This is a genomic window from Oscillibacter sp. KLE 1745 (assembly GCF_000469445.2).
Lineage (GTDB): Bacteria > Bacillota > Clostridia > Oscillospirales > Oscillospiraceae > Oscillibacter > Oscillibacter welbionis.
In genome coordinates this window covers 5408-29178 of sequence record NZ_KI271741.1, presented here as the reverse complement: position 1 = coordinate 29178, position 23771 = coordinate 5408, and the positions used below count along the sequence as shown (strand labels likewise).

Genomic DNA, 23771 nt, shown 5'->3' with positions numbered 1-23771 from the left:
TATGTGCGTTCACACCGCATGAATTTTTCTGCCCTGAAGGGCTGGGAAAGCGGCAGAACACCGGGCGGCCCCTCCCCTGCCGCGTGCTGCGGGCCCTTTCCTCTGCGGAATGTGAAAAAAGCTCCCGGGCCAAATGGCCCGGGAGCTTCTGCGTTGATCTTACTTGTGGTCCACAGAGGACATATAGCGAATCAGCTCCACCATCTTGTTGGAGTAGCCGCACTCATTGTCGTACCAGGAGACGACCTTCACGAAGGTGTCGGTCAGAGCGATGCCGGCATCCGCATCGAAGATAGAGGTGCGGGAATCGCCCAGGAAGTCGGAGGACACAACGGGCTCGTCGGTGTAGCCCAGCACGCCCTTCAGCTCACCCTCAGAGGCCTCCTTCATGGCCTTGCAGATCTCCTCATAGGAGGCGGGCTTCGCCAGCTTGGCGGTCAGGTCCACCACGGAGACGTCCAGAGTGGGGACGCGCATGGACATGCCGGTCAGCTTGCCGTTCAGCTCGGGGATGACCTTGCCCACGGCCTTGGCGGCGCCGGTGGAGGAGGGGATGATGTTGCCGGTGGCGGCACGGCCGCCGCGCCAGTCCTTCAGGGAGGCGCCGTCCAGCAGCTTCTGGGTGGGGGTGACGGAGTGGACGGTGGTCATCAGGCCCTCCACGATGCCGAACTTGTCATTCAGCACCTTGGCGATGGGGGCCAGGCAGTTGGTGGTGCAGGAGGCGTTGGATACGAACGTCATATCAGAGGTGTACTTGCTGTTGTTGACGCCCATGACGAACATGGGCGTATCGTCCTTGGAAGGGGCGCCCATGACCACGTGCTTGGCGCCAGCGTCAATGTGACCCTGGCACAGCTCCTTGGTCAGGTGCTTGCCGGTGCACTCGCAAATATACTCCGCACCCACGGAAGCCCAGGGAATATCCTTGACCTCCATAGCGGTAAAGACAGGATACTTCTTGCCGTTGACCACCAGGGCGCCGTCCTCGGCGGAGACCTCGCCGGGGAACTTGCCGTGCACGCTGTCATACTTCAGCATGTAGGCCATATACTCGGGGTTCATGAAGGGATCGTTCAGGCCGACGACCTCTACATCGTCATGGGTCAGGGCGGCGCGGAAGACGAGGCGGCCAATGCGGCCGAAGCCATTGATGCCAATCTTGGTTTTCATATCGGAAAGACTCCTTTCACAAAATCAGACGCACCGGCGGCGCGCCGTCGAAACGTTTGCGTAAACGTTTTCTAATAATCGCACAAGTATATTATCATACGGTCGACCTTTTTGCAACTGTCAATTCAGATAACATTTTCTGCGGCAGGTTGTGGATAATCCATAAGAAAAAGGGCATATTTCACAATTTTTACACGAAACAGGGGGAAAAGGGGCTTGACGCGGAGGGAAAGCTGTCCTATACTGAAGTGGCTAATTATTTGCGTAAACCAATAAACCATTGCGCAAGGAGGCTGTCCCATGAAGGTGACCATCAGCGATGTGGCGAAGCTGGCGGGAGTGTCCACCGCCACCGTGTCCCACACCATCAACAATACCCGGTATGTGTCCAACGAGACGAAGGAGAAGGTCTACCGGGCCATCGAGGAGCTGGGATACACACCGGACGCTTCCGCCCGCAGTTTCCGCACGGGAAAGAAAAAGATCATCGGCTTTATTGTGCCCGATATCGCCAATAAATTCTTCGCAACCATGATTGAGTCTGTGGAAAAATATCTCTCCGCCAACGGCTACCAGCTCATCATCGCCAATACCCGGGAGAATATGGACCGGGAGGAGACCAACATCCGCCTGCTGACGGCGGGACTGGTGGACGGGCTGCTGGTGGCCAGCACCATGGACGATTTCCAGCGGTTCGACGCCCTGATCCCCGCGGGATTTCCAGTGGTGCTGGTGGACCGGATCTTTGAGACGAAGAAGTACTCCTCCGTCTGCGTGTCCAACTTCCAGCCCATCTACCGCAGTGTATGCCGGCTGGCGGGAAAGGGCGACCAGCGGATCGGCATCATCGGCGGCCTCCCCCGCCTCTCCAGCACGCAGGAGCGGATCTCTGCCTATCGGCAGGCTGTGGCGGACTGTGGCCTGCCGGAGGATGAGCATTTAATCCAATATGGCGACTCCCTGGAGAACAGCGCCTGCGCCTGTCTGGACCAGCTGCTGGAGCGCAAGTGCGACGCCATCATCGTCTGTCAGGGGCTGATGGCCTCGGAGACCATCATCTATCTCCACCAGAAGGGCATCCAGCTGGCCCAGGACATCGACCTGGTGAGCTTTGTGGACTATGACTCCGATGTGTACGCCCTGTACGCCAATCAGATGGACTCCATCATCCAGCCGGTGGAGGACCTGGGGCAGGCTGCGGGCGAGCAGATCCTCAGACGGGTGGAGGTGCCCGACGCGCCGATCTTTGAAAATGTGCTCACATCCACGTACCGCCCCTACAACCAGCCTCGGGCCTGGTCTCATTCGGACCGCTGAACTGAAAAAACGCGCCGCAGAAGCGGCGCGTTTTTCATGTCCTGGAGACGTTATCCCTGGAAGCGCAGGTGGAAGCGGGCGCCGGGATCACCGGCAAAGACAATCGTTCCATCCTCCGGCAAGGTGACGGTGGTGTCGCCCCACAGGACGGAGGAGGCAGTCACTTGGCCATTTCCGTCATACACCCAGAAGCCGGAATTCTCCGGCACCTGCACGGTCATGGTCTTGCCGGCGGCATCGCCGACCTGGTACCAGCGGGCATAGCCATCCTCCTGAATGGTGGTGTAGGAGGCGCCGGAGCCAGTGAACAGCGTGGGCGCTGCGGCCGCATCCATGTAGAGGCTGCCCTTGGCATTGATCCAGAGGACGCCGTCCCGCTCCTCCAGCTGGTAGTCCACGCCGTCCCGGCTGCCCACGCCGGGCACCTGGATCTCAGAGCGGGCGGTGGTCTCGTCCACGATCCGGGCGGCGCCGATATAGCCGGGGATCGTTTCCGGCACCTCCGCGACCGCGGCGGCGTCCGCCAGCGCCAGGAAGGTCTGGGAGTTGTATGGCTCGTTCATGGGCAGGATACCCAAGGTGGCGATGCTGTCCCAGGCGGCGGCTACCTCAGGAGAGAGATCGTTCTCCGGCAGCTTCACGGCGGCGTAGTTGGCGATGGGCAGCGCCCCCAGGCCCGGCAGAGGGGAGACGGCCTGCTGGTACAGATAGGTCTGGCCGTTGCGCTCTTTCACAAAGGAGATGTAGGACAACTCGGTGGAATCCCGGAAGGAGCCGTCGCTGCAATAGGTGAAGGTCTGGGCGGGGATCGAGGTGGGATAGTTCAGGTAGGACATGGTCAAAGTGCCGTCGGCCTGGATATCCACCTGATACTGGGCGGAGGTGGAGCCGTAGTACCCGGCGTTTTCCAGCTGTTCCGCGGGCATGGCGGCGGACTCCGCCGCGGGCAGGGCCTTTACAGTCTGGTCCACGGTGACGCCCTCCTCCGCCAGAGCGGCGATGAGGATCTGATTGGCGGCCAGCTGGTCATAGGTGGACACGCCGCCGGAGCTGACCACAGCCGCGGCCATGTCATACTCCGGCAGGACCACCAGGCCGGCGTGGTAGTACAGGGTGTCGCCGCCTTTCACCAGGGCCTGGATGTCGCTTTGGCAGAAGGGATACCACTCCATGTTGTCCCAGCCCAGGCCGTAGGCCAGGGAGTCCGGCTCTCCGCTTTCGGGCCACAGGCCCCGGCTGTACTCCGGATAGGCCATGGCGTCCAGAGAGGACTGGCGCAGCAGCTCCGTGCCGGTCAGGGCGCCGCCGAAGGACGCCAGATCGGAAGCCGTGGCATAGATGCCTCCGGCACCGATGGCGTTCAGGGCATCCTGGGGCAGGGCGCGGGGGTCGGTGCCCCGGTAGATGGGGGCCAAATCGTTGGCGTCAAAGTCCCCGCCGGGAGCAAAGGTGCGGTCCAGGTCCAGAGGGGCCAGGATATGTTCGTCCACATAGTCCATGAAGTCCATGTCAGTGATGGCCTCCACCACCAGCTCCGCCAGGGAGAAGCCGTCGTTGCAGTAGACGCTGAAGGCGCCGGGGTCCGCCGCCAGCCGCTGGGTGGAGAGCTTCTCCAGCAGGGTGTCATGGGCGCGTGTGCTGGCCTCGCCGAACAGCATGGCGTCAGAGAGGCCGGTGCCCAGGATGCCGGAGGAGTGGTTCAGCAGCATCCGAACGGTGATGTCCTTGTAACGCTCGTCCGCCATTTTGAAGTCCGGCAGATACCGGGTCACCGGGGCGTCCAGAGACACCTTGCCGTCCTCCGCCAGCTGCATCACCGCCACGGTGGTGTAGATCTTGCTGACGGATCCGATGCCGTACAGCTCGTCCCCGGTCATCAGGCGGTTTTCGGACCGGGAGAAGGTGCCGGTCTGGCCGGTGAGAACGATCTCCCCATCCTGCCACAGCGCGTATTGCAGGCTTTGCGCGCCGCCGTACTGGGCGGCGTAAGAGGCGGCGGTGTCCGCCAGGGTTTGCAGGTCCTCCGCGGCGGTCTCGGTTTCCGCCGCCGCGGCGGGGACCGCCAGGCTCACGGCCAGGAGGAGGGCCAGAACCAGGGCTCTCCAGCGAGTGTGAAGTACGTTCATAACAGTTCCTTTCCCGCCCCACAGGGCGTTTGTGCCGGACGCTCCGGCGAGATGACAGTGCCAGGATACACCTTCCCCCCAGGGGAAGGTCAAGTAAAAAATCCGGAAAGATCCGGTCCAACAGACGTTCCCGGGGACGGATACCCGTCCCCGGTGTCTGCCGGAAACACAAAGGCGGTGTTGAGCGCAGGACTCAACACCGCCTGATCTTCTGGATCAAAGCGCAACACAACGCCCACTCCCCGGGTTCGCACTTGAAAAAAGCGCACCCCGCCGGTATAATGGGAAATACGGTGCAGTCAGATGACTGTTGTGTTGAGTGGTCATGACACTCATCACAGGGACATAGCGGGTGGCCGCCCGCTATGCCCTGCCGCAATTTATGCTTCCGCATTCAGTTTAACCGATGGAGAATGGAAAATCAAGGGCTTTCCAGAGTTTCTCGCCATATAGAAAACGGCACGGCAACCGCCGTGCCGCTCTTTTTATGTCTTGCTCCGCCCTGCCGCCAGCATGAACAGCACGCCGATGACGCCGAAGACCAGGCACATCCCCAGCATGGCGTCGGCGCCGCCCCAGTCGATGGCGTACCCCGCCAGGAAGTTGCCGAACATGGCCCCCAGGCCGTTGGAGGCGATCATCATAATGGACTGGCCCTTCACCTGGTCCACCGGGGAGACGTTTGCGTTGGCGTAGTAGACCGAGGCGGGGGTGAACAGCCCGTACCCCAGCAGCTGGACGGGCTGCACCAGCAGGAGTCCGGAGAGGCCGGGGGCCAGCAGGAACAGCAGGGGCTTCACCGCCATGAAGCAGATGGACATCCGCAGGGTCCCCGCCGCGCCGAAGCGGCGGAACAGCGGCGTGAACAGCAGCGCCGCGGGCAGCTCCGACGCCCCCATCAGAAACAGTGCCAGACCCAGGTGCCCCTCGTCGCCGCCCCGGTCTGAGACGAGGTTCACCATGAAGCTGACGATGGGCATAATGGCCGCCAGGGTGAAGAACAGGCTCACCAGCGTCAGGGTGAAGGGGCGGCTGCTTTTCAGAATGTACAATATGGAGTGGGGCCGCTCTCCCCCGCCCTGGGCCTGCAAGGCATCTTTGGGAAAGGCAGGGTACAGGGCCACCACCGCGATCATCAGCACCAGCAGCGCCATGTGGGTCAGCAGCAGGCTTTCTGTTCCGAAGCGCACCGCCTGCTGGCCGCACGCAACGCAGGCCAGGGCATAGGACAGAGACCCCAGCCCACGGCTGAGGCTGTACGACATGTCCACCCCGGCGGCGATGAACTGTACCGCCATGGAGTCCAGCAGAGGATAGGCGTTCAGCTCCAGAATGCCCAGGGTCAGGAAGATCAGGGCGGTGCCCCAGAAGCCGGGGCGGGTGGTGTAGAATACCACATTCACCCCCAGGGCCAGCACCAGACAGGCGTTCAGCAGGCGTTTGATCGGCACCTCCGGGTGGCGGTCCGCCCAGCCTCCCAGCAACGGCTGAGCCAAAATGCCGGCAAAGCAGCGAATGGAGGCAAAGATCCCCGCCTCCCCGCTGGTAAAGCCCCGCCCCAGCAGCAGAGAGGTCTGGTAGCCTGCGAAGATGGCAAACATGGCCCAGTAGACCACGTGGACCAGCGTATAGGATACGTTCAGCCGCCGCAGAGAGGGGAATTCGGTCATACGGTCTCCTTTCCGGGAATCAGCAGACCCAGCAGGGGTTCAAAATCTACGCCCTCCCGCATAGGCAGGTCTTCCGCCGCGGTCCGCTCCGCGCAGGCACGGACGAACGCCGCCGCCTCTCCGGCGGCGGAGGAGAGGGACTCCCCCCGCACCAGGGCCCCGGTGAGGACGCTGGAGAACACGTCCCCGGTGCCGTGGAACTCATGGGCCACATAGGCGGTCTGAACGGCCTCCGTCTTCCCGGTGCGGGCGTCGAAGCAGACGGCGCCGGTCCGGCCGGGGGCCAGAGAGGCGCCCGTCAGCACCACAGACCGCCGCCCTCCCAGGCTCAGCCGCTCCGTGATCTCCCGGAGGCCCGCCTCGCCGGCGGGCAGCGTCTCATAGGGCTGGCCCAGCAGCAGAGCTGCCTCCGTCAGGTTGGGGGTGATGACGTCCGCCAGCTCCGCCAGCCGGGCCATGCCGCTGCACATGGCGGCGGTGTAGGTCTGGTAGACCCGGCCGTAGTCCCCCATCACCGGGTCCACCACCACCACGGTGTCCGGTCCCCGGAACCGGCAGATAAAGTTCTCCACCACGCCGATCTGCCGCTCACTGCCCAGGAAGCCGCTGTATACAGCCTGGAATGTCAGGCCCAAGCTGGCCCAGTGGTCCGCCACCTTGGACATTTCGTCGGTCATGTCCAGAAAGGTGAACCCCTCGAACCCGCCGGTATGGGTGGAGAGAAATGCCGTGGGCAGGGGGCAGCACTGGACCCCCATGGCGGAGAGAATAGGAATGGCCACAGTGAGAGAACACCGGCCGAAGCCGGACATGTCATGAATGGCAGCAACGCGTGGGGTCATCATGGTACGCTTCCTCTTTTCAATGGTTTTGAACAGACTGCATTTCATTGTATCGTAGATTTTCCTATTGTTCAAGAGGAAGAGATGTGATATACTGCAACTATCCCGGCATCATCTCTGCGGGTATGGTGGAATTGGCAGACACGATGGATTTAGGTTCCATTGGGCAACCGTGCAGGTTCAAGTCCTGTTACCCGCACCAGCTCGCCGCAAGCGTCATATCGCTTGCGGTGAGCTTTTTCATTTCATTGCAGAGCTTATCGTGCGCTCGTTCTGCTGCTTCTCGATTTCAAACTGAACCAACTTCACTGGGCTTCGGTTTGGGTCCGCCGCTTTGCGGCGATTTTATCTTACTCACGAGGCAATATCGACTCCAACCGGCCCTGCCATCAAAAGGGGCATCTTTTTGGGATGTCCCTTTTGACGGGTTTCGCTGTCCGGAGGGATGACTCCGCCCTCCGATGCTCTAAAATACGCGGGTGAATGAATTTGCATTGCGCTAGGCATCCGCTTTCCGGGAAAACACCTGCCCGCCGCCCGTGCCGACTGGAAGGGCGGTGCTGAAAATGTGGATTTTGACCGAACCGTTCCCGCCCAAAAAGAACGATATCCAGAGGCCGCCGTTTTTTGACGTTCGGCGGCCAGAGAACGGCTCCAAACGGCCGGTCCCCTTCTGTGCTTCCACGGTCCCGCAGCCACTGCCGTGCTGCTGGCCGCGCCCTGATTGAAACTAAAAAAGGAGACGCGCTGAAAAGCGCGTCTCCTTTTACAGCAGAGTTTGCCCGTGGTGCATCCGGCACGGCAGGGCGGCGGATCAGACCTCCAAATTCCGGCCGGTCTCCCGGTCGAAGACATGGGCCACGTTCCCGCCGAAGGTGAACGGCAGGGCGCTGCCGGTGGCGGGAATCGGATGCCCCGCCCCCTGGAGATCCATGGTCTGGAGGATGACGATGGTGTCCCGCCCGCAGGCGTCCACGTGGAGATGGACCGCAGAGCCCATCATCTCCGCCACGTCCACAGTGCCCCGCACCGCCTGGGACGCATCCCCGGCCAGGGAGATGTGCTCCGGCCGGACGCCCAGCGTGATGGGGCCGGGCTGGACCTGCTTCCGGGCCAGGTTCGCCTGCTTGGCTTCGGAGAGTTCCACCCGGGCGTTCTCCAGAACCACCGCATAGCGGCCGTCTTCCTTCACCAGCTCCGCATCAAAGAAGTTCATCTGGGGCGTGCCGATAAAGCCCGCCACGAACAGGTTCGTGGGATGGTCGAACACCTCCTGGGGCGTGCCGATCTGCTGGATGACGCCGTCCTTCATGATGACGATCCGGTCGCCCAGTGTCATGGCCTCTGTCTGGTCGTGGGTCACGTAGATGAACGTGGTGTCGATCCGCTGGCGCAGCTTGATGATCTCCGCCCGCATCTGGTTGCGCAGCTTGGCGTCCAGGTTGGAGAGCGGCTCGTCCATCAGCAGGACCTTGGGCTCCCGCACGATGGCCCGGCCAATGGCTACCCGCTGGCGCTGGCCGCCGGAGAGGGCCTTGGGCTTGCGGTCCAGATACTCCGTGATGCCCAGAACCTCCGCCGCCTGATCCACCCGCTTGCGGATCTCCTCCTTGGGGTACTTCTTCAGCTTCAGGGGGAAGGCCATGTTCTCCCGCACAGTCATGTGGGGGTACAGAGCGTAGTTCTGGAACACCATGGCGATATCCCGGTCCTTGGGTGCCACATCGTTCATCAGCTTGCCGTCGATATACAGTTCGCCGCCGCTGATCTCCTCCAGGCCGGCGACCATCCGCAGGGTAGTGGACTTGCCGCAGCCGGAGGGACCTACCAGCACGATGAACTCCTTGTCCGCAATGTTCAGGCTGAACTCCTGCACTGCCAGCACGCCCTCATCCGTAATCTGGAGGTTCGTCTTCTTCTCCTCAGAGCCCTTTTTCTTCTTGGCGGGTTCCTGGTGGGGATAGACCTTTTTGATGTTTTTCAGAATAACTTCTGCCATGATATCAGGCTCTGGAAACAGCGCCTCCGCAGCTGTTCCCTCACGGCCGGCCGGGGCCGGTCCGCCTCTGTGGCAGGTCTCCACACTGCCGCACCGCGAGCCAGGCGGGGTTCTCCTCCTTTTTTCGTCCCGCTCTCGGCAGAATGTGGAGTGCCGGAGCGGACGGATATGTCGTATTTGACCGGGGACTCAATCCGGGATGGACAGGTATGTGCCCTCCATTGCGCCGCCGGCGCCTACTGTGAACGTCAGGGCCTGATGGGGGGGCGGGACTGCGCCGTCCGGACCGGGCGGGCAGTCGGAAAAGTACAGCCGTGCGCCGCTGTCCGCCATCATCTGCAGGATGGCCGGATCGGCGCTGTTGTAGCGGCGGTCGCTGGATGCGCAGCACACCACCGCCCGGGGAGCGATGGCCTGGATCTGTTCTGCAGAAATACCGTCCCGCTGGCCGTGGTGGCCCACCTTGAAGAGGTCGGCCTGCAGGGAGGCGGGGGCCAGCCCTCCATAGCCCATGTGGTTGGTGTCGCCGGGGAGTAGGATCCGGGTCCCCCGGTACTCCAGCAGGAGGATCAGGCTGTAATTGTTCATGGCCGCGTCCAGCTGGTCCAGGCGCTGCCAGAAAGCGGACGGGTCCGCCTCCTCATACAGTGCCCGGCACGAGGACGCCAGCTTCTCCGCCTGTGCACGGGAGGGGCCCAGCACCCGAACCAAGAGATCCCGGCACAGCCGGAGCTCCATTCCGGCCAGAGGCCGGTGGCGCGGGCAGCTCTGCCCCAGGCAGAGGCGGCGGTAGTCGTTCAGGGCCCGGAGAAACTTGCTCCGGGAGGGCGTCAGGCCCTCCGCCGGAATGTCCAGCGTCCGCATGGAGCGGCAAAACTCCGGGGGCAACGTCTGCCAGAGGGCCGCGGGAGGCAGCTTCTCCGCCGCGGGCAGCAGGCCGCACAGGTGGTCCTCATGGACATGGGTGGCTGCCATCAGGTCGATGTGGTCCACGCCCCGCAGGGAGAGATACTGGTCCAAGGGGATACGGCCGGTGGCGCTGTCCCGGTACTCTTCTGCTTCGGCGCTGCCGCCGTCGATCACCATGACAAAGGTGCCGCCGGGGAAGGCCGGGTCGGGACATTCCAGCAGGGCGGCCTCCCCATAGCCCACGTTGACGAATGTCAGCTTCAGTTTTTCCATAGGCGCTCAACCCATGGCCCGCTTGATGTAGAAGCTGGACAGGATCAGCACCAGCAATGTCATCACGATGGCGCCGGCGCTGCCAAAGCCGAAGTCCAGAGACTTGATACCGTATGTATACAAGAACTGAGTGATGGTCGTGGTGGTGCCCGCCGGGCCACCGCCGGTGAGGACGTTCACCTTCTCGAACAGGCGGAAGGTGTCGATGGTCCGCAGCAGGGCGCACAGGGCCAGGCTGCCCTTGATGTTGGGCAGGGTGATGTACCAGAACTGCTGGAAGAAGCCGGCGCCGTCGATGCGGGCGGCCTCATACTGGTTCTCCGACACGGACTGGAGGGAGGCGTACAGCAGCAGAAACACAAAGGGGACGTTCTGCCACACGTCGATCAGCAGGATCGTGCCGAAGGCCGTTTTTGTGTCCATGAACCAGTTGAACACCGGCAGGCCCAGTCCCTTCAGGAACTGGTTGATGATGCCGTAGTTGGCGGAGAGCATCATCCGCCAGCTGAGGGCCACCGTGACGGCGGGCAGCAGATAGGGCAGGAGCAGCAGCGTCCGCATAATCTTCTGCCCTCGCTTGAGGGAGTTGACAAATACTGCGATCAGAAGGCCGAGGGCCATCTCCAGTACCACCGCCAGGATAGTGAACTTGATGGTGTTCCACACCGCCTGCTGAAAATATCCGTTTTTAAAGAGGGAGACGTAGTTATCGAACAGCACAAAAGAGGCGTTCTCCGTGCCCTTCAGGTAGTTGTAGTCGGTAAAGCTGTATACAAATGTGAAAATCAGGGGATAGGCCGTCATGACCAGCAGGACTATCAGGGTGGGCGTGAGCATTCCGATCCCGAACCGGTTTGTGGCCGCCTGGGCGCTATTCAGTTTTGCAATCTCGTTTCTCTTCATACATTGGCCTCACAAACTCGAGAGGTGTGGCCCCAGGGCCCGGCTCCGGGGCTTTTGGAACAACGGCCGGGGCGCCAGACGGCGTCCCGGCCGGCCGTGTCATTTCTGCTTTAGAGAGGCTGGGCTCAGGCCATCAGCTGCTCCAGCTGCTCCTGGGCGTAGGCCAGCGCCTCGTCCATGGTCTTGGTGCCCTGGATGATGTTGTCCATCTCTGTGCCCAGGATGTTGGTGAACTCCGTCCACTCCTCGATCACAGGGCGGTACACGCCGGTCTCCAGAGCGCCGCAGACGGTCTGCAGGTGGGGATAGGTCTCCAGCACGGTGGAATCGGTCAGGCAGCTGTACCGGCAGGGCACGCCGTTGTTCTCAATGGAGGCCAGCTGCACCTCGGGGCTCATGACGTACTCCAGCAGCTCCAGGGCCAGGTCCTTGTGGGGGGCGTTGTCGGGGATGCCGATGCACCACACGCCCTGCAGGGCCACGGCGTCCACAGGCGCGGAGTCGTCGGTCAGCTTGGTGGGGATGGTGGTATAGTTGGCAGGACCGTCAGCAGTGGGGGTGTACCAGCCGGGCCAGATCTGGGCCAGGGCGGTCTCGCCGGAGGTCACGGAAGCCACGATGTCGTCCTTGTCCAGGGTGCTGCCCAGGGCGTACAGGTCCAGGTACTCCTGCATGGCGGCCTTGAACTCGGGAGTGTCAACGGTGGGGTTGTTGTTCTCATCCACGACCCAGCCGCCGTGGACAACCAGGTGGGGCAGGAAGTCGGACAGGATGTTGTCGGCGCTGCCGCCGCGGATCAGGAAACCGTTCTTGTTGGAGTCGGCCGCCTTGGTCTTCTGGGCGATGTCCATCAGATCCGCGAAGGAGTCGATATCCTCGGGGGCGTAGCCGGCGTCCGCCAGCAGCTGCTTGTTGTACATCATGACCGTCACGTTGCCGTAGTAGGGAGCCAGGTAGATGTCCTCGCCCACCTTGCAGATGGTGGTGGTGGCGGGAATGATGTCGTCGTCAAAGCTGTATCCCATCTCGCTGAGGTTGGCCAGTACGCCGTTCTCAGTGAACTCGGCCATCCAGGAGCCGTCCACCATGCACAGGTCGTAGGTGCCAACTTCGTTGACGGCATCCAGGGCGATGCCGGTGTGCAGGTCGTCGAAGGACATGAGCATCACTTCGATGTCCACGTTGTGCTCCGCTTCAAAGGGGGCCAGGCTGGCCTCCAGGGACTCGCCGTAGGCGCCGCCCCGCAGGATCAGGGTCATCTTGGTGGGCTCGCCGGAAGTGCTGCCCTCGCTGCCTTCATCGGCCGTGTCCTCTCCACCGCCGCCGCAGGCCGCCAGAGACAGCGTCATGGCCAGCGCCAGGACCAGGGTAAGCAGTTTTTTCATTTCGTTTCCTCCTACTCTTTTCCGCTTGATGTTGTGTCAGGGATCGGAAGTGCGATGTATTTTGTTACTCTTTGACAGCACCGCTTGACAATCCGGAGATCAAGTAGTTCTGCGCAAAGATCACAAACAGGGTGATGGGGATGACAGACACCACGCCGCCTGCGGCCACCAGGCCAAAGTTGGTCAGGTTGTCCTCCGTGTTCAGCACCGACAGCGCCAGGGGCACGGTGTAGTTGCTGGGGCTGCGGGTAAAGATGACCGTGTAGGTGTACTCATTCCAGGCGTACATGAAGGACAGCATGGCTACCGCGGCGATACCCGGCGCCACCAGGGGCAGGACGATCTTGCGGAAGAGCTGCCACTCTGTGGCGCCGTCCACCTTGGCGCTCTCCTCCACCTCCTCCGGCAGGTCCTGGAAAAAGCTGATGAGGAACCAGATAATCAGCGGCACGTTGATGAGCACGCAGGCCAGCGTCACCGGGATCTTGGTGTTCAACAGGCCGATCTTGCTGAACATGGTGTACAGGGGGATGGTGAAGGCCACCGGAGGCAGCACGCGGACCAGCAGCACCCAATAGGTCATTGGCCGCTTCAGCCCGAAGCGGAATCTCCGCCGGGCCAGGATATAGGCGGCGCAGATTCCCACGATCAGCGACAGCACCAGGGAGCTCAGCGTGGTCTGCAGGCTGTTGATGGCGGCCTGGCCGAAGCCCTTGCTGACAAACAGGCTGATAAAATGCTCAATGGTGAGGGACTGCGGGATCAGGGAGATATGCCCCTGCATCTCCGATGTGGGGCGGATGGCCATGGCCACCAGCCAATAGATGGGAAACAGGGCGATCACCAACAGCAGGGCGCAGCCCAGGACTTTTCCCACTGTCCCGGCTCTTTTTCTCGCTTTCATATCCTCTCCTCCTCGTTTTTGCGCATGGCAAAATTCCCGCCGCGCACCCGCGGCATTCTGTATTTTTCCAAAGTACGGGTCAACTGGAGCCGCGCACCCGCAGCTCTGTGGGCACCACCGTGACCTGGGGGACGTCCGTCTCCCCTGCCAGCAGCGCCTGGAGCCGCGCCACGCTCAACTCCCCCATCCGGCGGCAGTCGATGTGGACGGAGGTGAGCTCCGGCTCCAGCATCCCGCAGGCGGAGCTGTCGTCTAGTCCCGTCACCGCCAGGTCCTCCGGCACCCGCAGGCCCAGGCGGAGGGCGGCCTTCATGGCTCCGGCGGCCATCACGTCGTTTCCGCCGAAGATGGCCGTGGGCCGGTCCTGCCGGGACAGCAGCTCCAGGCAGGCCTCTGCGGCACTCTCCACCGTGGGATCGCACAGCTTGATGTGCCGGGTGTCTGCCGGCAGGCCGTGGGCCTGGGTGACTTCCAGAAAGGCCCGGTACCGCTCTCCCAGTATATAGGGGGAGAAGCGCCCTGCCAGCATGGCGATGTTCCGATGACCCCGGCCGATCAGGTGCTCCAGCGCCTGGCGGACCCCGCCGTATTCGTCCGACACCACGCAGGGAATGTCCAGTCCCTGGATGCGGTTGTTTACCAGTACCACGGCCAGATCCCGGTTCTGGAGCTCTGCGATCATATCCGGTCGGGCATTGCCGCCCAGGATCACACCCTCCACCTGTTTGTTTTTGGAGGTGTTGGAGGCCGTGTCCCAGTCCGCAGCGGTGGAAATGACCAACTCAAAGTCACTTCGGTTCGTCTCCCGCATGATCCCGGTGCAGATGCCGGCGTAGAATTCGTCCAGGATCGTGGCCCCCTCCTTACAGATCAGGAAGGCGATCTTGTCCGTTCGCTGGCGGGCCATGGCCCGGGCGATGGCATTTGGAGAGTAGTGGAGCACTTCCGCTGCTTCAAACACCTTCCGGCGGGTGTCCTCCCGGACCCGCTCCGGATTGGAGAACGCGCGGGACACGGTGGCGATGGAAACTCCGGACAGTCTGGAGACATCATAGATGGTTGGATTCACGGTCACGCCCCTTTTCGCGTAAGCGTTTTCATATTTTTCGTAGGAAAATAACAGTTTTTTTGTTGTAAAGCTTCCAGTGTTTTCCTGGATCAAGTCAACTTTAACACTTTTTTGCGGTGGAAGCAAGGGATTCTTTGTATTTAATGTACATTTTACACAGGCGTAGAAAAGCTCTAACATTCCTTGTATAGATCGGCAGAAATGTAACCGCTTCCATTAAAAGCACTTATGACAGATGATACTGCTCCGGGAATGTGAGAGGTGCTTCTCTCCAGGCTTGTCTTTTTCCCGCGCCTATATTATACTGTTCACGGAATTCTCAGGAAAAGAGCTGATGGGATGTACAGAGCCAGGTCCGCCCTCCGCCATGGGCAGATGTCCGAGGCATTTTCCACCATGGTTTTTCTGACCCTGTCCGGCGGGCTGCAGGACGCTTACACCTACTGCGTCCGGGGACAGGTTTTCGCCAATGCCCAGACGGGAAACATCGTTCTTATGAGCCAGCGGGCCTTTGCCGGGGATCTGGCCGGCGTCCTCCGGTATCTGATCCCGCTGCTGGCCTTTGCGCTGGGCGTCTTTGCTGCGGAGATGGTCCGCCGCCGCTGTCAGGAGATTTCCCGGCTCCACTGGCGGCAGATGGTGGTGCTGGCTGAGATCGGCCTGCTGCTGGGCGTGGGATTCCTCCCATCGTCCTGGGATGCGCCGGCCAACGCGCTGGTGTCCTTCACCTGCGCCATGCAGGTCCAGGCGTTCCGCAAGGTCAACGGCAGCGCATACGCCAGTACCATGTGCATCGGCAATCTCCGCAGCGGGGTGGACGCCTTCTGTGCCTACTGGGACACCCGGGACCGGACCGCCCTGCGGAAGGCCGGCCGCTACTTCGCCGTCATCCTCATTTTTGCCCTGGGGGCCGGATTCGGCGGCGTTGCCTCCCAGCTCTGGGGAACAGGGGCCATCTGGGCTAGCTGTCTGCTGCTGGCCGTCAGTTTTCTTCTGATGTTCCGGCAGGAGATCCAGGCGGAAGCGGACTGCTGAGGATGCGGGGAACGGCCTCCATCCGGATTTCACACCAATAATGATATGATGAGGAGAATGAGAACCATGTCTGAAACAGCCAAAATGCTCCATGTGAATCTGGCCCCCGGAGAGGCGGGCCGCTACGCCATCGTCCCCGGGGATCCGGACCGGTGCGAGCTGATCGCCGCCCACCTGGACAACCCCCGCATGGTGACCCGGAAGCGGGAGTTCACCACCTGGGAGGGCACGCTGGATGGAGAGCGGATCACCGTTACCTCCACCGGTATCGGGGGGCCCTCCACCGCCATCTGCGTGGAGGAGCTCCATAAGTGCGGGGCGGATACCTTCATTCGGGTGGGCACCTGCGCCTCCACCTGCGCCGACGTCCAGTGCGGGGACATCGTGGTGGTCAGCGGCAGTGTCCGCATGGACGGCACCAGCCTCCACTACCTGCCCATGGAGTTCCCTGCCGTCCCCAGCTACCAGCTGCTGAAGGCTCTGGAGGAGAGCTCTGTGTCTCTGGGCTTTCACACCACGGTGGGCGTCAGCATCACCAAGGACTCCTTTTACACGCAGGCGGAGCCGGAGACGAAGCCGGTGTCCGATGATCTGATCCGCCGCTGGCAGAGCTATGTCCGGGGCGGTGCCGTCTGCACCTCCATGGAGGAGTCCATCCTCTTCTCTGTGGGCTCCAGCCTGGGGATCCGCACCGCCTCCATCCTGGTATCAGCCACCAATTTCGACGGGTCCGTCTCCAAGCGCAACAGCGCCGACGTCTATCCCACCGACAGCATCCAGAAGCCCATCCTCTCCGCCATCGAAGCCCTGCGCCGGATCATCCGGCAGGACAAGGGCTGATCTCCCTCCGGATATCAAAACCGCCCCGTGCCGCAGGCACGGGGCGGTCCTTTTATATCACATCTCTCCGCCGTACTCCCGGCGGTATTCCTCCAGCTCTTCCGCGTCCCGGTCATCCAGGGCGTGAAGGCCGCCCCGGCCCTCCATGTGGTGGGTCAGCTCATGGGACAGGGTGGTGTACAGCTCGTCCTCCCATGTTTCCTGGCCCCAGTCCTCCCGCTCTGCAAGGGCGGCAAAGGAGCCGTAGTACAGGTTGATATACTGGCCCAGCAGGTCGTCGCAGTACTCCCCCAGGATATACATCTCGCCCTCCGGGAACTCCGGGTCCGGCTTGGCCTCCTCCAGCAGGTTGATCCCGCCGTTGAGGCCGTCGAACAACGCCACCGGGAAACTGTCTGCCATGTCGTCCAGCAGGTCGTTCACCCGGTCGATGGTCAGGATCATGGCTGTTTCCCTCCTCACGCCTTGGGCACCTGCTTCATGCTGAGGCCGATGCGCTTTTTCTTCTCGTCCACCTCCAGCACCACCACCTGGACGATGTCTCCCACAGACACCACCTCCGAGGGGTGTTTGATAAACTTCTGGGACACCTGGGAGATGTGGACCAGCCCGTCCTGGTGGACGCCGATGTCCACGAACACGCCGAAGTCGATGACATTCCGCACCGTGCCCATCAGCACCATGCCGGGCTTCAGGTCCTTCATCTCCAGCACGTCGGTGCGGAGGATGGGCTTGGGCAGCTCGTCCCGGATGTCCCGGCCGGGCTTCATCAGTTCCGCCGCCACGTCCCGCAATGTGGGCACGCCCACGCCGCAGTCCGCCGCCGCCCGGTCCTCGCCGTAGGTCCTGATCTGGGCGTTCAGATCTCCCAGCTTCCCATCCCGCACGTCCGTGAGGGTGTGGCCGGTGAGGGAGAGCAATTTCTCCGCCGCGGCGTAGCTCTCCGGGTGGACGGCGGTGTTGTCCAGCACGGAGCGGCTCTCCGGCACCCGCAGGAAGCCGGCGCACTGCTCAAAGGCCTTGGGCCCCAGCTTGGGCACTTTCAAAATCTGCTTCCGGGAAGTGAAGGGGCCGTTTTCCTCCCGGTAGGCCACCACATTTTTCGCCGTGGTCGCGTTCAGCCCCGCCACACGCTGAAGCAGGGAGGGGGAGGCGGTATTCACGTCCACGCCCACGGCGTTCACACAGTCCTCCACCACACCGTTCAAAGCCTCGTCCAGCCGCTTGGGGGGCATGTCGTGCTGGTACTGTCCCACGCCGATGGCCTTGGGGTCGATCTTCACCAGCTCCGCCAGAGGGTCCTGGAGGCGCCGGGCAATGGACACGGCGGAGCGGAGGTTCACATCGTACTGGGGGAACTCCTCCGCCGCCAGGGGGCTGGCGGAGTACACGCTGGCCCCGGCCTCGCTGACGATCATGTAGCTGACATGGGCGCCGGCCTCATTCACCTGCCGGATCAGCTTCACCGCCATCTGCTCCGTCTCCCGGCTGGCTGTGCCGTTGCCGATGGCGATGTGCTCCACGCCGTGCTTTCGGATCAGCTTTGCCAGGGCGGCGATAGCCTCGTTCTCCTGCCGCTCGCCGTAGGTGGGGTATACCACGGCGGTGTCCAGCACTTTGCCCGTGCCGTCCACCACCGCCACCTTGCAGCCCATTCGGTACCCCGGGTCCAGGCCCATGGTGACCCTGCCCTTCACCGGGGGCTGCATCAGCAGGGGCTTCAGATTCAGGGCGAACTGGCCGATGGCCCCCTCGTCCGCCCGTTCCGTCAGGTCGGAGCGAGCCTCCCGCTCCAGGGCGGGGAAGATCAGGCGGTCGTATGCGTCCTCCGCCGCGGACTTGATAAATTCCATTGCGGCGCTGCCGGGGACGATCACATGCCGCCGGACGGCCTGGAGGGCCCGGTCCCGGTCCAGCTCCACGCGGACCTTCAGAAAGCCCTCCTTCTCCCCCCGGTTGACGGCCAGGATCTGGTGACCCTGAAGCCGGGAGAGGGCCTGGGAGAAGTCGTAGTACAGCCGGTAGACAGAGTCCTCCTCCACCGCCGCCTGGGAGCAGAGCTTTCCCTCCCGCTCCAGGAGGGTGCGGAGGGTCTTGCGGAGGGCGGCGTCGTCGCTGATGGTCTCGGCGATGATGTCGGAGGCGCCGGAGAGGGCGTCCTCCACCGTCTCCACGCCCTTTTCGGCATCCACATACCGGGCGGCCTCCGCCGTCGGGTCCGGGCAGTCCGGCCCCTGGGCAAACAGCAGTTCCGCCAAAGGCGCCAGGCCCTTTTCCCGGGCAATGGTGGCCCGGGTGCGGCGCTTCTGCTTGTAGGGGCGGTACAGGTCCTCCACCTCCGCCAGCGTCCGGGCGGCGTCGATGGCGGCGGAGAGTTCCTCCGTCAGCTTGCCCTGTTCCTCGATAGACCGCTTCACCGCCTCCCGGCGTTCCGCCAGGTTCCGCAGGTACTGGAGGCGCTCCTCCAGATTCCGCAGGGCGGTGTCGTCCATGGCGCCGTGAAGCTCCTTGCGGTAGCGGGCGATGAAGGGAATGGTGTTGCCCTCGTCCAGAAGGCGGACCACGTTTTCCACATGGCGGGGGTCTTTGTCCAGCTCAGATGCCAGTTGTTGAATGAGATCCTGCATGCTCCTGTTCCTTTCCTGATAAATCGCTGTTTATGATGAAGAGCAGTCCCGCTTTCCACACCGGAAACGGGACTGCTTCCCCAGAGATCGCGTTGTGTTTCTTATGCGTATGCTGTTCCGCCCTTACCGATCATCCAGCTGCTCCAGAGAGTCGTAACACCATGTCCTGAATAACTGGCAATAGGCCCGGAATCCCTTCTGCCCGATCAGGTAAATATTCGGCATATAGCGCATCCGCTTCCGCGCGTAAGCGATCCGCTCAAGGCCATTGTCCAAGGCCGTATGATTGCTGAGCGCCACTTCTACGTTCTGGCGTTCCGCCTGTTCCATAAAATGTTCCAGAGACCGCAGGTATTGGATCGTGCCGTGTCGGCTCATGGGAGGCGCGGAACCTCCCCAAAGGGCCGCCTGATGGGATACGCCATTCTCTGTTACATTGAAGATATAACTCAATCCTCCCGGTGTGTGTCCGGGGGTCTCATAGACCAGGAGCCGTTTGTCTCCCAGAGCAATGACATCCCCTTCTCCCACATAGACGTCGATGTCATAGTCTTTCCACGTCTCCGGCCTGTCTCGCTTGATGGGCTCTTCAGCCCAAAATCGGTCATCCCGTTGTGAGAGATATGTCTCTGCATGAAACGCCTCCCGGAGCCAGCGTCCGCAGCCGGTGTGATCCACATGTCCATGGGTCAGCACCAGTTTTCGGATCGCGCCGGGGTCCCATCCGGTCTCCCGAACCGCAGAAATGATCGCATCAAACGCCTGCTGGCAGGGCCAGATCGCGTCCAGCACGATCAGTCCCTCCGAAGAGCGCAGGACGAAACAGTTTGTCTCTTTCTGCGCAATAATCAGAAGATCGTCAAAAATCCGTGCGTGCGTAAAGAAGGACATATCCTCCATATTCCGAAAGGTCTCTGCTGTGATCTGTGGCCGGTCATCTCGCATACTGACAACATTCCTTTCTATTCCATCAGAAAATGTTACAGATGAGCCGCGGCACAGTGTCAGTTCAATTTTGATTGAGAGCAGAATTTGAGAACCCGTTTCTATGAGAGTTTTCGGTGAAACTGGTCCATCCGCTATGCTCTGTGCAACGTCTCACCTATTGCTTGCACAGAGCCCCGGCGATTCTTCGCCGGCAGCATCCTCTGTTTCTTCATGGTCCACCTCATCCGAAAGCGCAGGTCATTTCATTTGTGATACAGCTTCTTCGTCTCGTACCGGGCCTCGCAGCTGACGTTGATGCCCAGGCGGCGCAGAAGGTTTTCGTCCACCTCGCTGAGGATCACCGTGAAGTGGGCGTCGCAGCCCCGGAGCTTGGGCAACTGCTGCTGAGCCAGCTCCGCCAGGGGGTTGGTCAGGGCGGAGATGGTGAGCGCCATCAGCACTTCATCCGTGTGGAGCCGGGGATTCTTGTGGCCCAGGTACTGGGTCTTCAGCCGGCACACCGGCTCCAGCACCTGGGCGGAGATCAGCTCGAACTGGTCACCGATGCCGCCCACGGCCTTCAGCGCGTTCAGCAGCAGGGCGGAGGCCGCCCCCAGGGTGTCGGAGGTCTTGCCGGTGACCACCCGGCCGTCTGGCAGCACCATGGCGCCGGCAGGGCCGCCGGTGGTCTCCGCCTTCAGCAGGGCAGCGGACACCGCCGGGCAGATGTCCGGTGTGACGCTCGCCTGTTGCATCACCAGCTCCAGCTTCCGCACCGGCTCGTCCCCGGCTTTGCCCCGCAGCCGCTCCACGCAGGCGGTGTAGTAGCGCCGCAGGATCTCCATGCGGCTGGCGGCGCAGCACACCGCGTCGTCACAGATGCAGTTGCCAACCATGTTCACTCCCATGTCCGTGGGGGACTGGTAGGGGGACGTGCCCTGGATCTTCTCAAAGATGGCGTTCAGCACCGGGAAGATCTCCACATCCCGGTTGTAGTTGACGGCAGTCTTGCCATAGGCCTCCAGATGGAAGGGGTCAATCATGTTCACGTCGTTCAGATCCGCCGTGGCCGCCTCGTAGGCCAGATTCACCGGATGCTTGAGGGGCAGGTTCCAGATGGGGAAGGTCTCGAACTTGGCGTAGCCCGCAGCGATGCCCCGCTTGTAGTCGTGGTAGAGCTGGGAGAGGCAGGTGGCCATCTTGCCGCTGCCGGGGCCCGGCGCCGTCACCACCACCAGCGGGTGCGTGGTCTCCACATACTCATTCTTTCCAAGGCCCTCGTCGCTGACAATGTGCTGCACGTCGGAGGGGTAGCCCGCGATGGGATAGTGGCGGTAGCACCGGATGCCCAGGGTGGTCAACCGCTTCAAAAAGGCGTCCGCCGCCCCCTGGCCGCTGTACCGGCTCATCACCACGCCGCCCACATAGAAGCCCATGCCCCGGAAGATGTCGATCAGCCGCAGCACGTCGTCGTCATAGGTGATGCCCAGGTCCCCCCGGACCTTGTTTTTCTCGATGTCTGCGGCGTTAATGGCAATGAGGATCTCCACGTCGTCCTGCAGCTGCTGGAGCATCCGGATCTTGCTGTCCGGCTCGAATCCCGGCAGCACCCGGGAGGCGTGGTAGTCGTCGAACAGCTTGCCGCCGAACTCCAGATACAGCTTGCCGCCGAACTGGGCGATGCGCTTTTTGATCTGCTCGGACTGGGTGGTGAGGTACTTCTGATTGTCAAAACCGATGGCCGGCATACGATCTTCCCCTTTTCTCTCTGATTGTTCAAAATCCGGTGATAGTATACCACACCCTGTCCCGTTTTGGAAGTGGAGAACCAAGGCTTTTCCGCCGCGCCCTGCATCTTGCAGGCGTCCAGCTCCCATGGTACAATCAGCGGAGAATTTGCAGGGAGGGGATCCAGATGCGCAACACCTTTGACCGCTTCAATGGCCGGCACCAGGACTATCAGGCCGCCAGACCTTCTTATGCCCAGGAATTCCTGGACTGGCTGGGAGAGCTGTACGCGCCGCCGGAGCGCTATACAGCGGCGGACATCGGATCCGGCACCGGCAAGCTCTCCGCCCAGCTGCTGGCAGCGGGCTTCCGCGTCTGCGGCGTGGAGCCGAATCCGGATATGCGGGGGGCGGCGGAGGCGCTTCTGGGCGGCGATTCCCGGTTCTCCTCCTTAAATGGAACGGACCATGATACCGGGCTGCCGGACCGGTCCGTGGACATGGTCGCAGCGGCCCAGGCCTTCCACTGGTTCGACGGTCCTGCCTTTGCGCGGGAGTGCCGCCGGATCCTGCGTCCCGGCGGGCGGGCCGTTCTCGTCTGGAACGTCCGCGGGTCTGCACCGGTGAACCAGGCCTTGGCCCAGGTCTTTCGGGAGCACTGTCCGAGCTTTCACGGATTCACCGGCGGGATGGGGGAGGACGACCCCCGCATCCGGGATTTTTTCGGCGGGGCGTATGAAAAGCGGCGGTTCCCCAATCCCCTGACGCTGGACCGGGACCGATTCCTCCGGCGGTGCTTTTCCAGCTCCTATGCCCTGCGGGAGGGAGACGCGGATTACGAAGCATTTCGGGCGGCGCTGGAGGCGCTGTTCGACACTTTCGCCTCCGGCGGGCAACTGATTCAGCCCAACGAGACTGTGGCCTATGTGGGGATCCCCGCCGCTCCCCGGGGATGAGGCATTTCCAGAATTGAAAGGTCGACCTTATCAGAAAAAATAATGCTTATTATTACAAGTTCAGGCTTTACTTATGGAAAATCAGCCGATATAATAACTAAGGTTGGGCATCTTTGGAGAAAAGGTCGACCTGACCGGAGTGTCTGTAAATCAAAACCGGGAGGTTTTTGGATATGTCAAATTGTGCCATCGTGGGAATCAACTGGGGAGACGAGGGCAAGGGCCGCATGGTAGACCTGGTGACCGCGGACTACGACGTGGTGGTCCGCTATCAGGGCGGCGGCAACGCCGGCCATACCGTGGTGAACGAGTTCGGCAAGTTTGCCCTGCACCTGCTGCCCTCCGGCATCTTCCGCAAGGGTGTGGTGAACATCCTGGGCAACGGCGTGGCTCTGGATTGCGAGAGCCTGTGGACCGAGATGTCCGACGTCATGGACCAGGGCGTGGCCATCACGCCGGAGAACCTGAAAATCAGCGACCGGGCGTCCCTGCTGCTGCCCTGGCACCGGGACCTGGACTCCCTGGAGGAGGCCCGCCTGGCGGACAAGAAGTACGGCTCCACCAAGCAGGGCATCGCCCCGTTCTATTCGGACAAGTACCAGAAGAAGACCATCATGGCCGGCGAGCTGCTGTACCCGGAAAAGCTCTGGGACCATCTGGCGGGCATTCTGGAGTGGAAGAACCTGACGCTGGAGCGGGTCTACGGCGCCAAGCCCTACACCATGGATGACCTGAAGGCATGGGTGACGGAGTTTGGCGAGAAGATCAAGCCCTTCATCTGCGACACCGGCGCCTTCCTGCGCCAGGCCCAGGCCGAGGGCAAGCACATCCTGTTTGAGGCCCAGCTGGGCTCCCTGCGGGATCTGGACTACGGCATCTACCCCTACACCACCTCCTCCAACCCCATTGCGGCGTATGCCCCTGTGGGCTCCGGCCTGCCCACCGCCAAGCTGGACAAGATCATCGGTGTGGTGAAGGCATACTCCTCCTGCGTGGGAGAGGGCCCCTTCACCTGCGAGTGGTTCGGTGAAGAGGCGGAGAAGCTGCGGGAGGCCGGCGGTGAGTACGGCGCCAAGACCGGCCGGCCCC

The 23771-nt window shown here is 62.1% G+C and carries 19 protein-coding genes and 1 tRNA gene; 6 read left to right on the top strand and 14 right to left on the bottom strand.

What is annotated here, in order from left to right:
- Positions 1–159 precede the first annotated feature (159 nt).
- Positions 160–1173, bottom strand: coding sequence for a type I glyceraldehyde-3-phosphate dehydrogenase (gene gap, locus HMPREF1546_RS11725; RefSeq protein WP_021750997.1), 1014 nt, complete (start codon positions 1171–1173; stop codon positions 160–162).
- Positions 1174–1473: 300 nt separating this feature from the next.
- Between gap and HMPREF1546_RS11720 the strand changes: the two genes are divergently transcribed.
- Positions 1474–2490 (top strand): LacI family DNA-binding transcriptional regulator, encoded by a 1017-nt coding sequence (locus HMPREF1546_RS11720; protein ID WP_021750995.1) that lies wholly within the window; start codon positions 1474–1476, stop codon positions 2488–2490.
- Between the two features lie 50 nt (positions 2491–2540).
- Here HMPREF1546_RS11720 and HMPREF1546_RS11715 read toward each other — a convergent pair whose 3' ends face one another.
- From HMPREF1546_RS11715 to HMPREF1546_RS11705, 3 genes are all read right to left on the bottom strand, one after another.
- A complete protein-coding gene (locus HMPREF1546_RS11715) occupies positions 2541–4616 on the bottom strand; it encodes a serine hydrolase (RefSeq protein ID WP_021750994.1) in 2076 nt (691 codons plus the stop codon).
- 485 nt (positions 4617–5101) lie between these two features.
- On the bottom strand, positions 5102–6286 hold the full coding sequence (locus HMPREF1546_RS11710) for an MFS transporter (RefSeq protein WP_021750991.1): 1185 nt from the start codon (positions 6284–6286) through the stop codon (positions 5102–5104).
- On the bottom strand, positions 6283–7131 hold the full coding sequence (locus HMPREF1546_RS11705; RefSeq protein ID WP_036631223.1) for a pyridoxamine kinase: 849 nt from the start codon (positions 7129–7131) through the stop codon (positions 6283–6285). Before HMPREF1546_RS11705 ends, HMPREF1546_RS11710 begins: the two co-directional genes overlap by 4 nt.
- A gap of 116 nt (positions 7132–7247) precedes the next feature.
- Here HMPREF1546_RS11705 and HMPREF1546_RS11700 point away from each other — a divergent pair.
- Positions 7248–7330, top strand: a tRNA-Leu gene (locus HMPREF1546_RS11700).
- 612 nt (positions 7331–7942) lie between these two features.
- Here the strand turns inward: HMPREF1546_RS11700 and HMPREF1546_RS11695 are convergent.
- The 6 genes from HMPREF1546_RS11695 to HMPREF1546_RS11670 form a co-directional block, all read right to left on the bottom strand.
- Positions 7943–9127 (bottom strand): ABC transporter ATP-binding protein, encoded by a 1185-nt coding sequence (locus HMPREF1546_RS11695; protein WP_021750988.1) that lies wholly within the window; start codon positions 9125–9127, stop codon positions 7943–7945.
- A gap of 189 nt (positions 9128–9316) precedes the next feature.
- On the bottom strand, positions 9317–10309 hold the full coding sequence (locus HMPREF1546_RS11690) for a ComEC/Rec2 family competence protein (RefSeq protein ID WP_021750987.1): 993 nt from the start codon (positions 10307–10309) through the stop codon (positions 9317–9319).
- Positions 10310–10315: 6 nt separating this feature from the next.
- Positions 10316–11212, bottom strand: a complete 897-nt coding sequence (locus HMPREF1546_RS11685) for a carbohydrate ABC transporter permease (protein WP_021750986.1) — start codon at positions 11210–11212, stop codon at positions 10316–10318.
- A 125-nt stretch (positions 11213–11337) separates the two neighbouring features.
- Entirely contained in the window at positions 11338–12597 is a 1260-nt protein-coding gene (locus HMPREF1546_RS11680) for an extracellular solute-binding protein (RefSeq protein WP_021750985.1), read from the bottom strand.
- A 64-nt stretch (positions 12598–12661) separates the two neighbouring features.
- Positions 12662–13501, bottom strand: a complete 840-nt coding sequence (locus HMPREF1546_RS11675) for a carbohydrate ABC transporter permease (RefSeq protein WP_021750984.1) — start codon at positions 13499–13501, stop codon at positions 12662–12664.
- Between the two features lie 79 nt (positions 13502–13580).
- Complete coding sequence (locus HMPREF1546_RS11670; RefSeq protein WP_036628089.1) at positions 13581–14570, bottom strand: LacI family DNA-binding transcriptional regulator; 990 nt, start codon at positions 14568–14570, stop codon at positions 13581–13583.
- 339 nt (positions 14571–14909) lie between these two features.
- Between HMPREF1546_RS11670 and HMPREF1546_RS11665 the strand changes: the two genes are divergently transcribed.
- Both HMPREF1546_RS11665 and HMPREF1546_RS11660 read left to right on the top strand, forming a co-directional pair.
- Entirely contained in the window at positions 14910–15605 is a 696-nt protein-coding gene (locus HMPREF1546_RS11665; RefSeq protein WP_021750982.1) for a YoaK family protein, read from the top strand.
- A 66-nt stretch (positions 15606–15671) separates the two neighbouring features.
- Positions 15672–16445: a nucleoside phosphorylase gene (locus HMPREF1546_RS11660; protein ID WP_036636888.1), complete on the top strand. Its 774-nt coding sequence runs from the start codon at positions 15672–15674 to the stop codon at positions 16443–16445.
- A 57-nt stretch (positions 16446–16502) separates the two neighbouring features.
- Here the strand turns inward: HMPREF1546_RS11660 and HMPREF1546_RS11655 are convergent, their stop codons facing one another.
- From HMPREF1546_RS11655 to HMPREF1546_RS11640, 4 genes are all read right to left on the bottom strand, one after another.
- A complete protein-coding gene (locus HMPREF1546_RS11655; RefSeq protein ID WP_021750980.1) occupies positions 16503–16889 on the bottom strand; it encodes a metallopeptidase family protein in 387 nt (128 codons plus the stop codon).
- A gap of 14 nt (positions 16890–16903) precedes the next feature.
- Positions 16904–19072 (bottom strand): Tex family protein, encoded by a 2169-nt coding sequence (locus tag HMPREF1546_RS11650; protein WP_021751973.1) that lies wholly within the window; start codon positions 19070–19072, stop codon positions 16904–16906.
- A gap of 123 nt (positions 19073–19195) precedes the next feature.
- A complete protein-coding gene (locus HMPREF1546_RS11645; RefSeq protein ID WP_021750978.1) occupies positions 19196–20017 on the bottom strand; it encodes an MBL fold metallo-hydrolase in 822 nt (273 codons plus the stop codon).
- A 245-nt stretch (positions 20018–20262) separates the two neighbouring features.
- Entirely contained in the window at positions 20263–21747 is a 1485-nt protein-coding gene (locus HMPREF1546_RS11640) for a DUF1846 domain-containing protein (RefSeq protein WP_021750977.1), read from the bottom strand.
- A 167-nt stretch (positions 21748–21914) separates the two neighbouring features.
- Between HMPREF1546_RS11640 and HMPREF1546_RS11635 the strand changes: the two genes are divergently transcribed.
- Together HMPREF1546_RS11635 and HMPREF1546_RS11630 are read left to right on the top strand one after the other, a co-directional pair.
- On the top strand, positions 21915–22682 hold the full coding sequence (locus tag HMPREF1546_RS11635) for a class I SAM-dependent methyltransferase (protein ID WP_021750976.1): 768 nt from the start codon (positions 21915–21917) through the stop codon (positions 22680–22682).
- A 173-nt stretch (positions 22683–22855) separates the two neighbouring features.
- A partial coding sequence (locus HMPREF1546_RS11630) for an adenylosuccinate synthetase (protein WP_021751972.1) occupies positions 22856–23771 on the top strand: 916 nt, incomplete at its 3' end.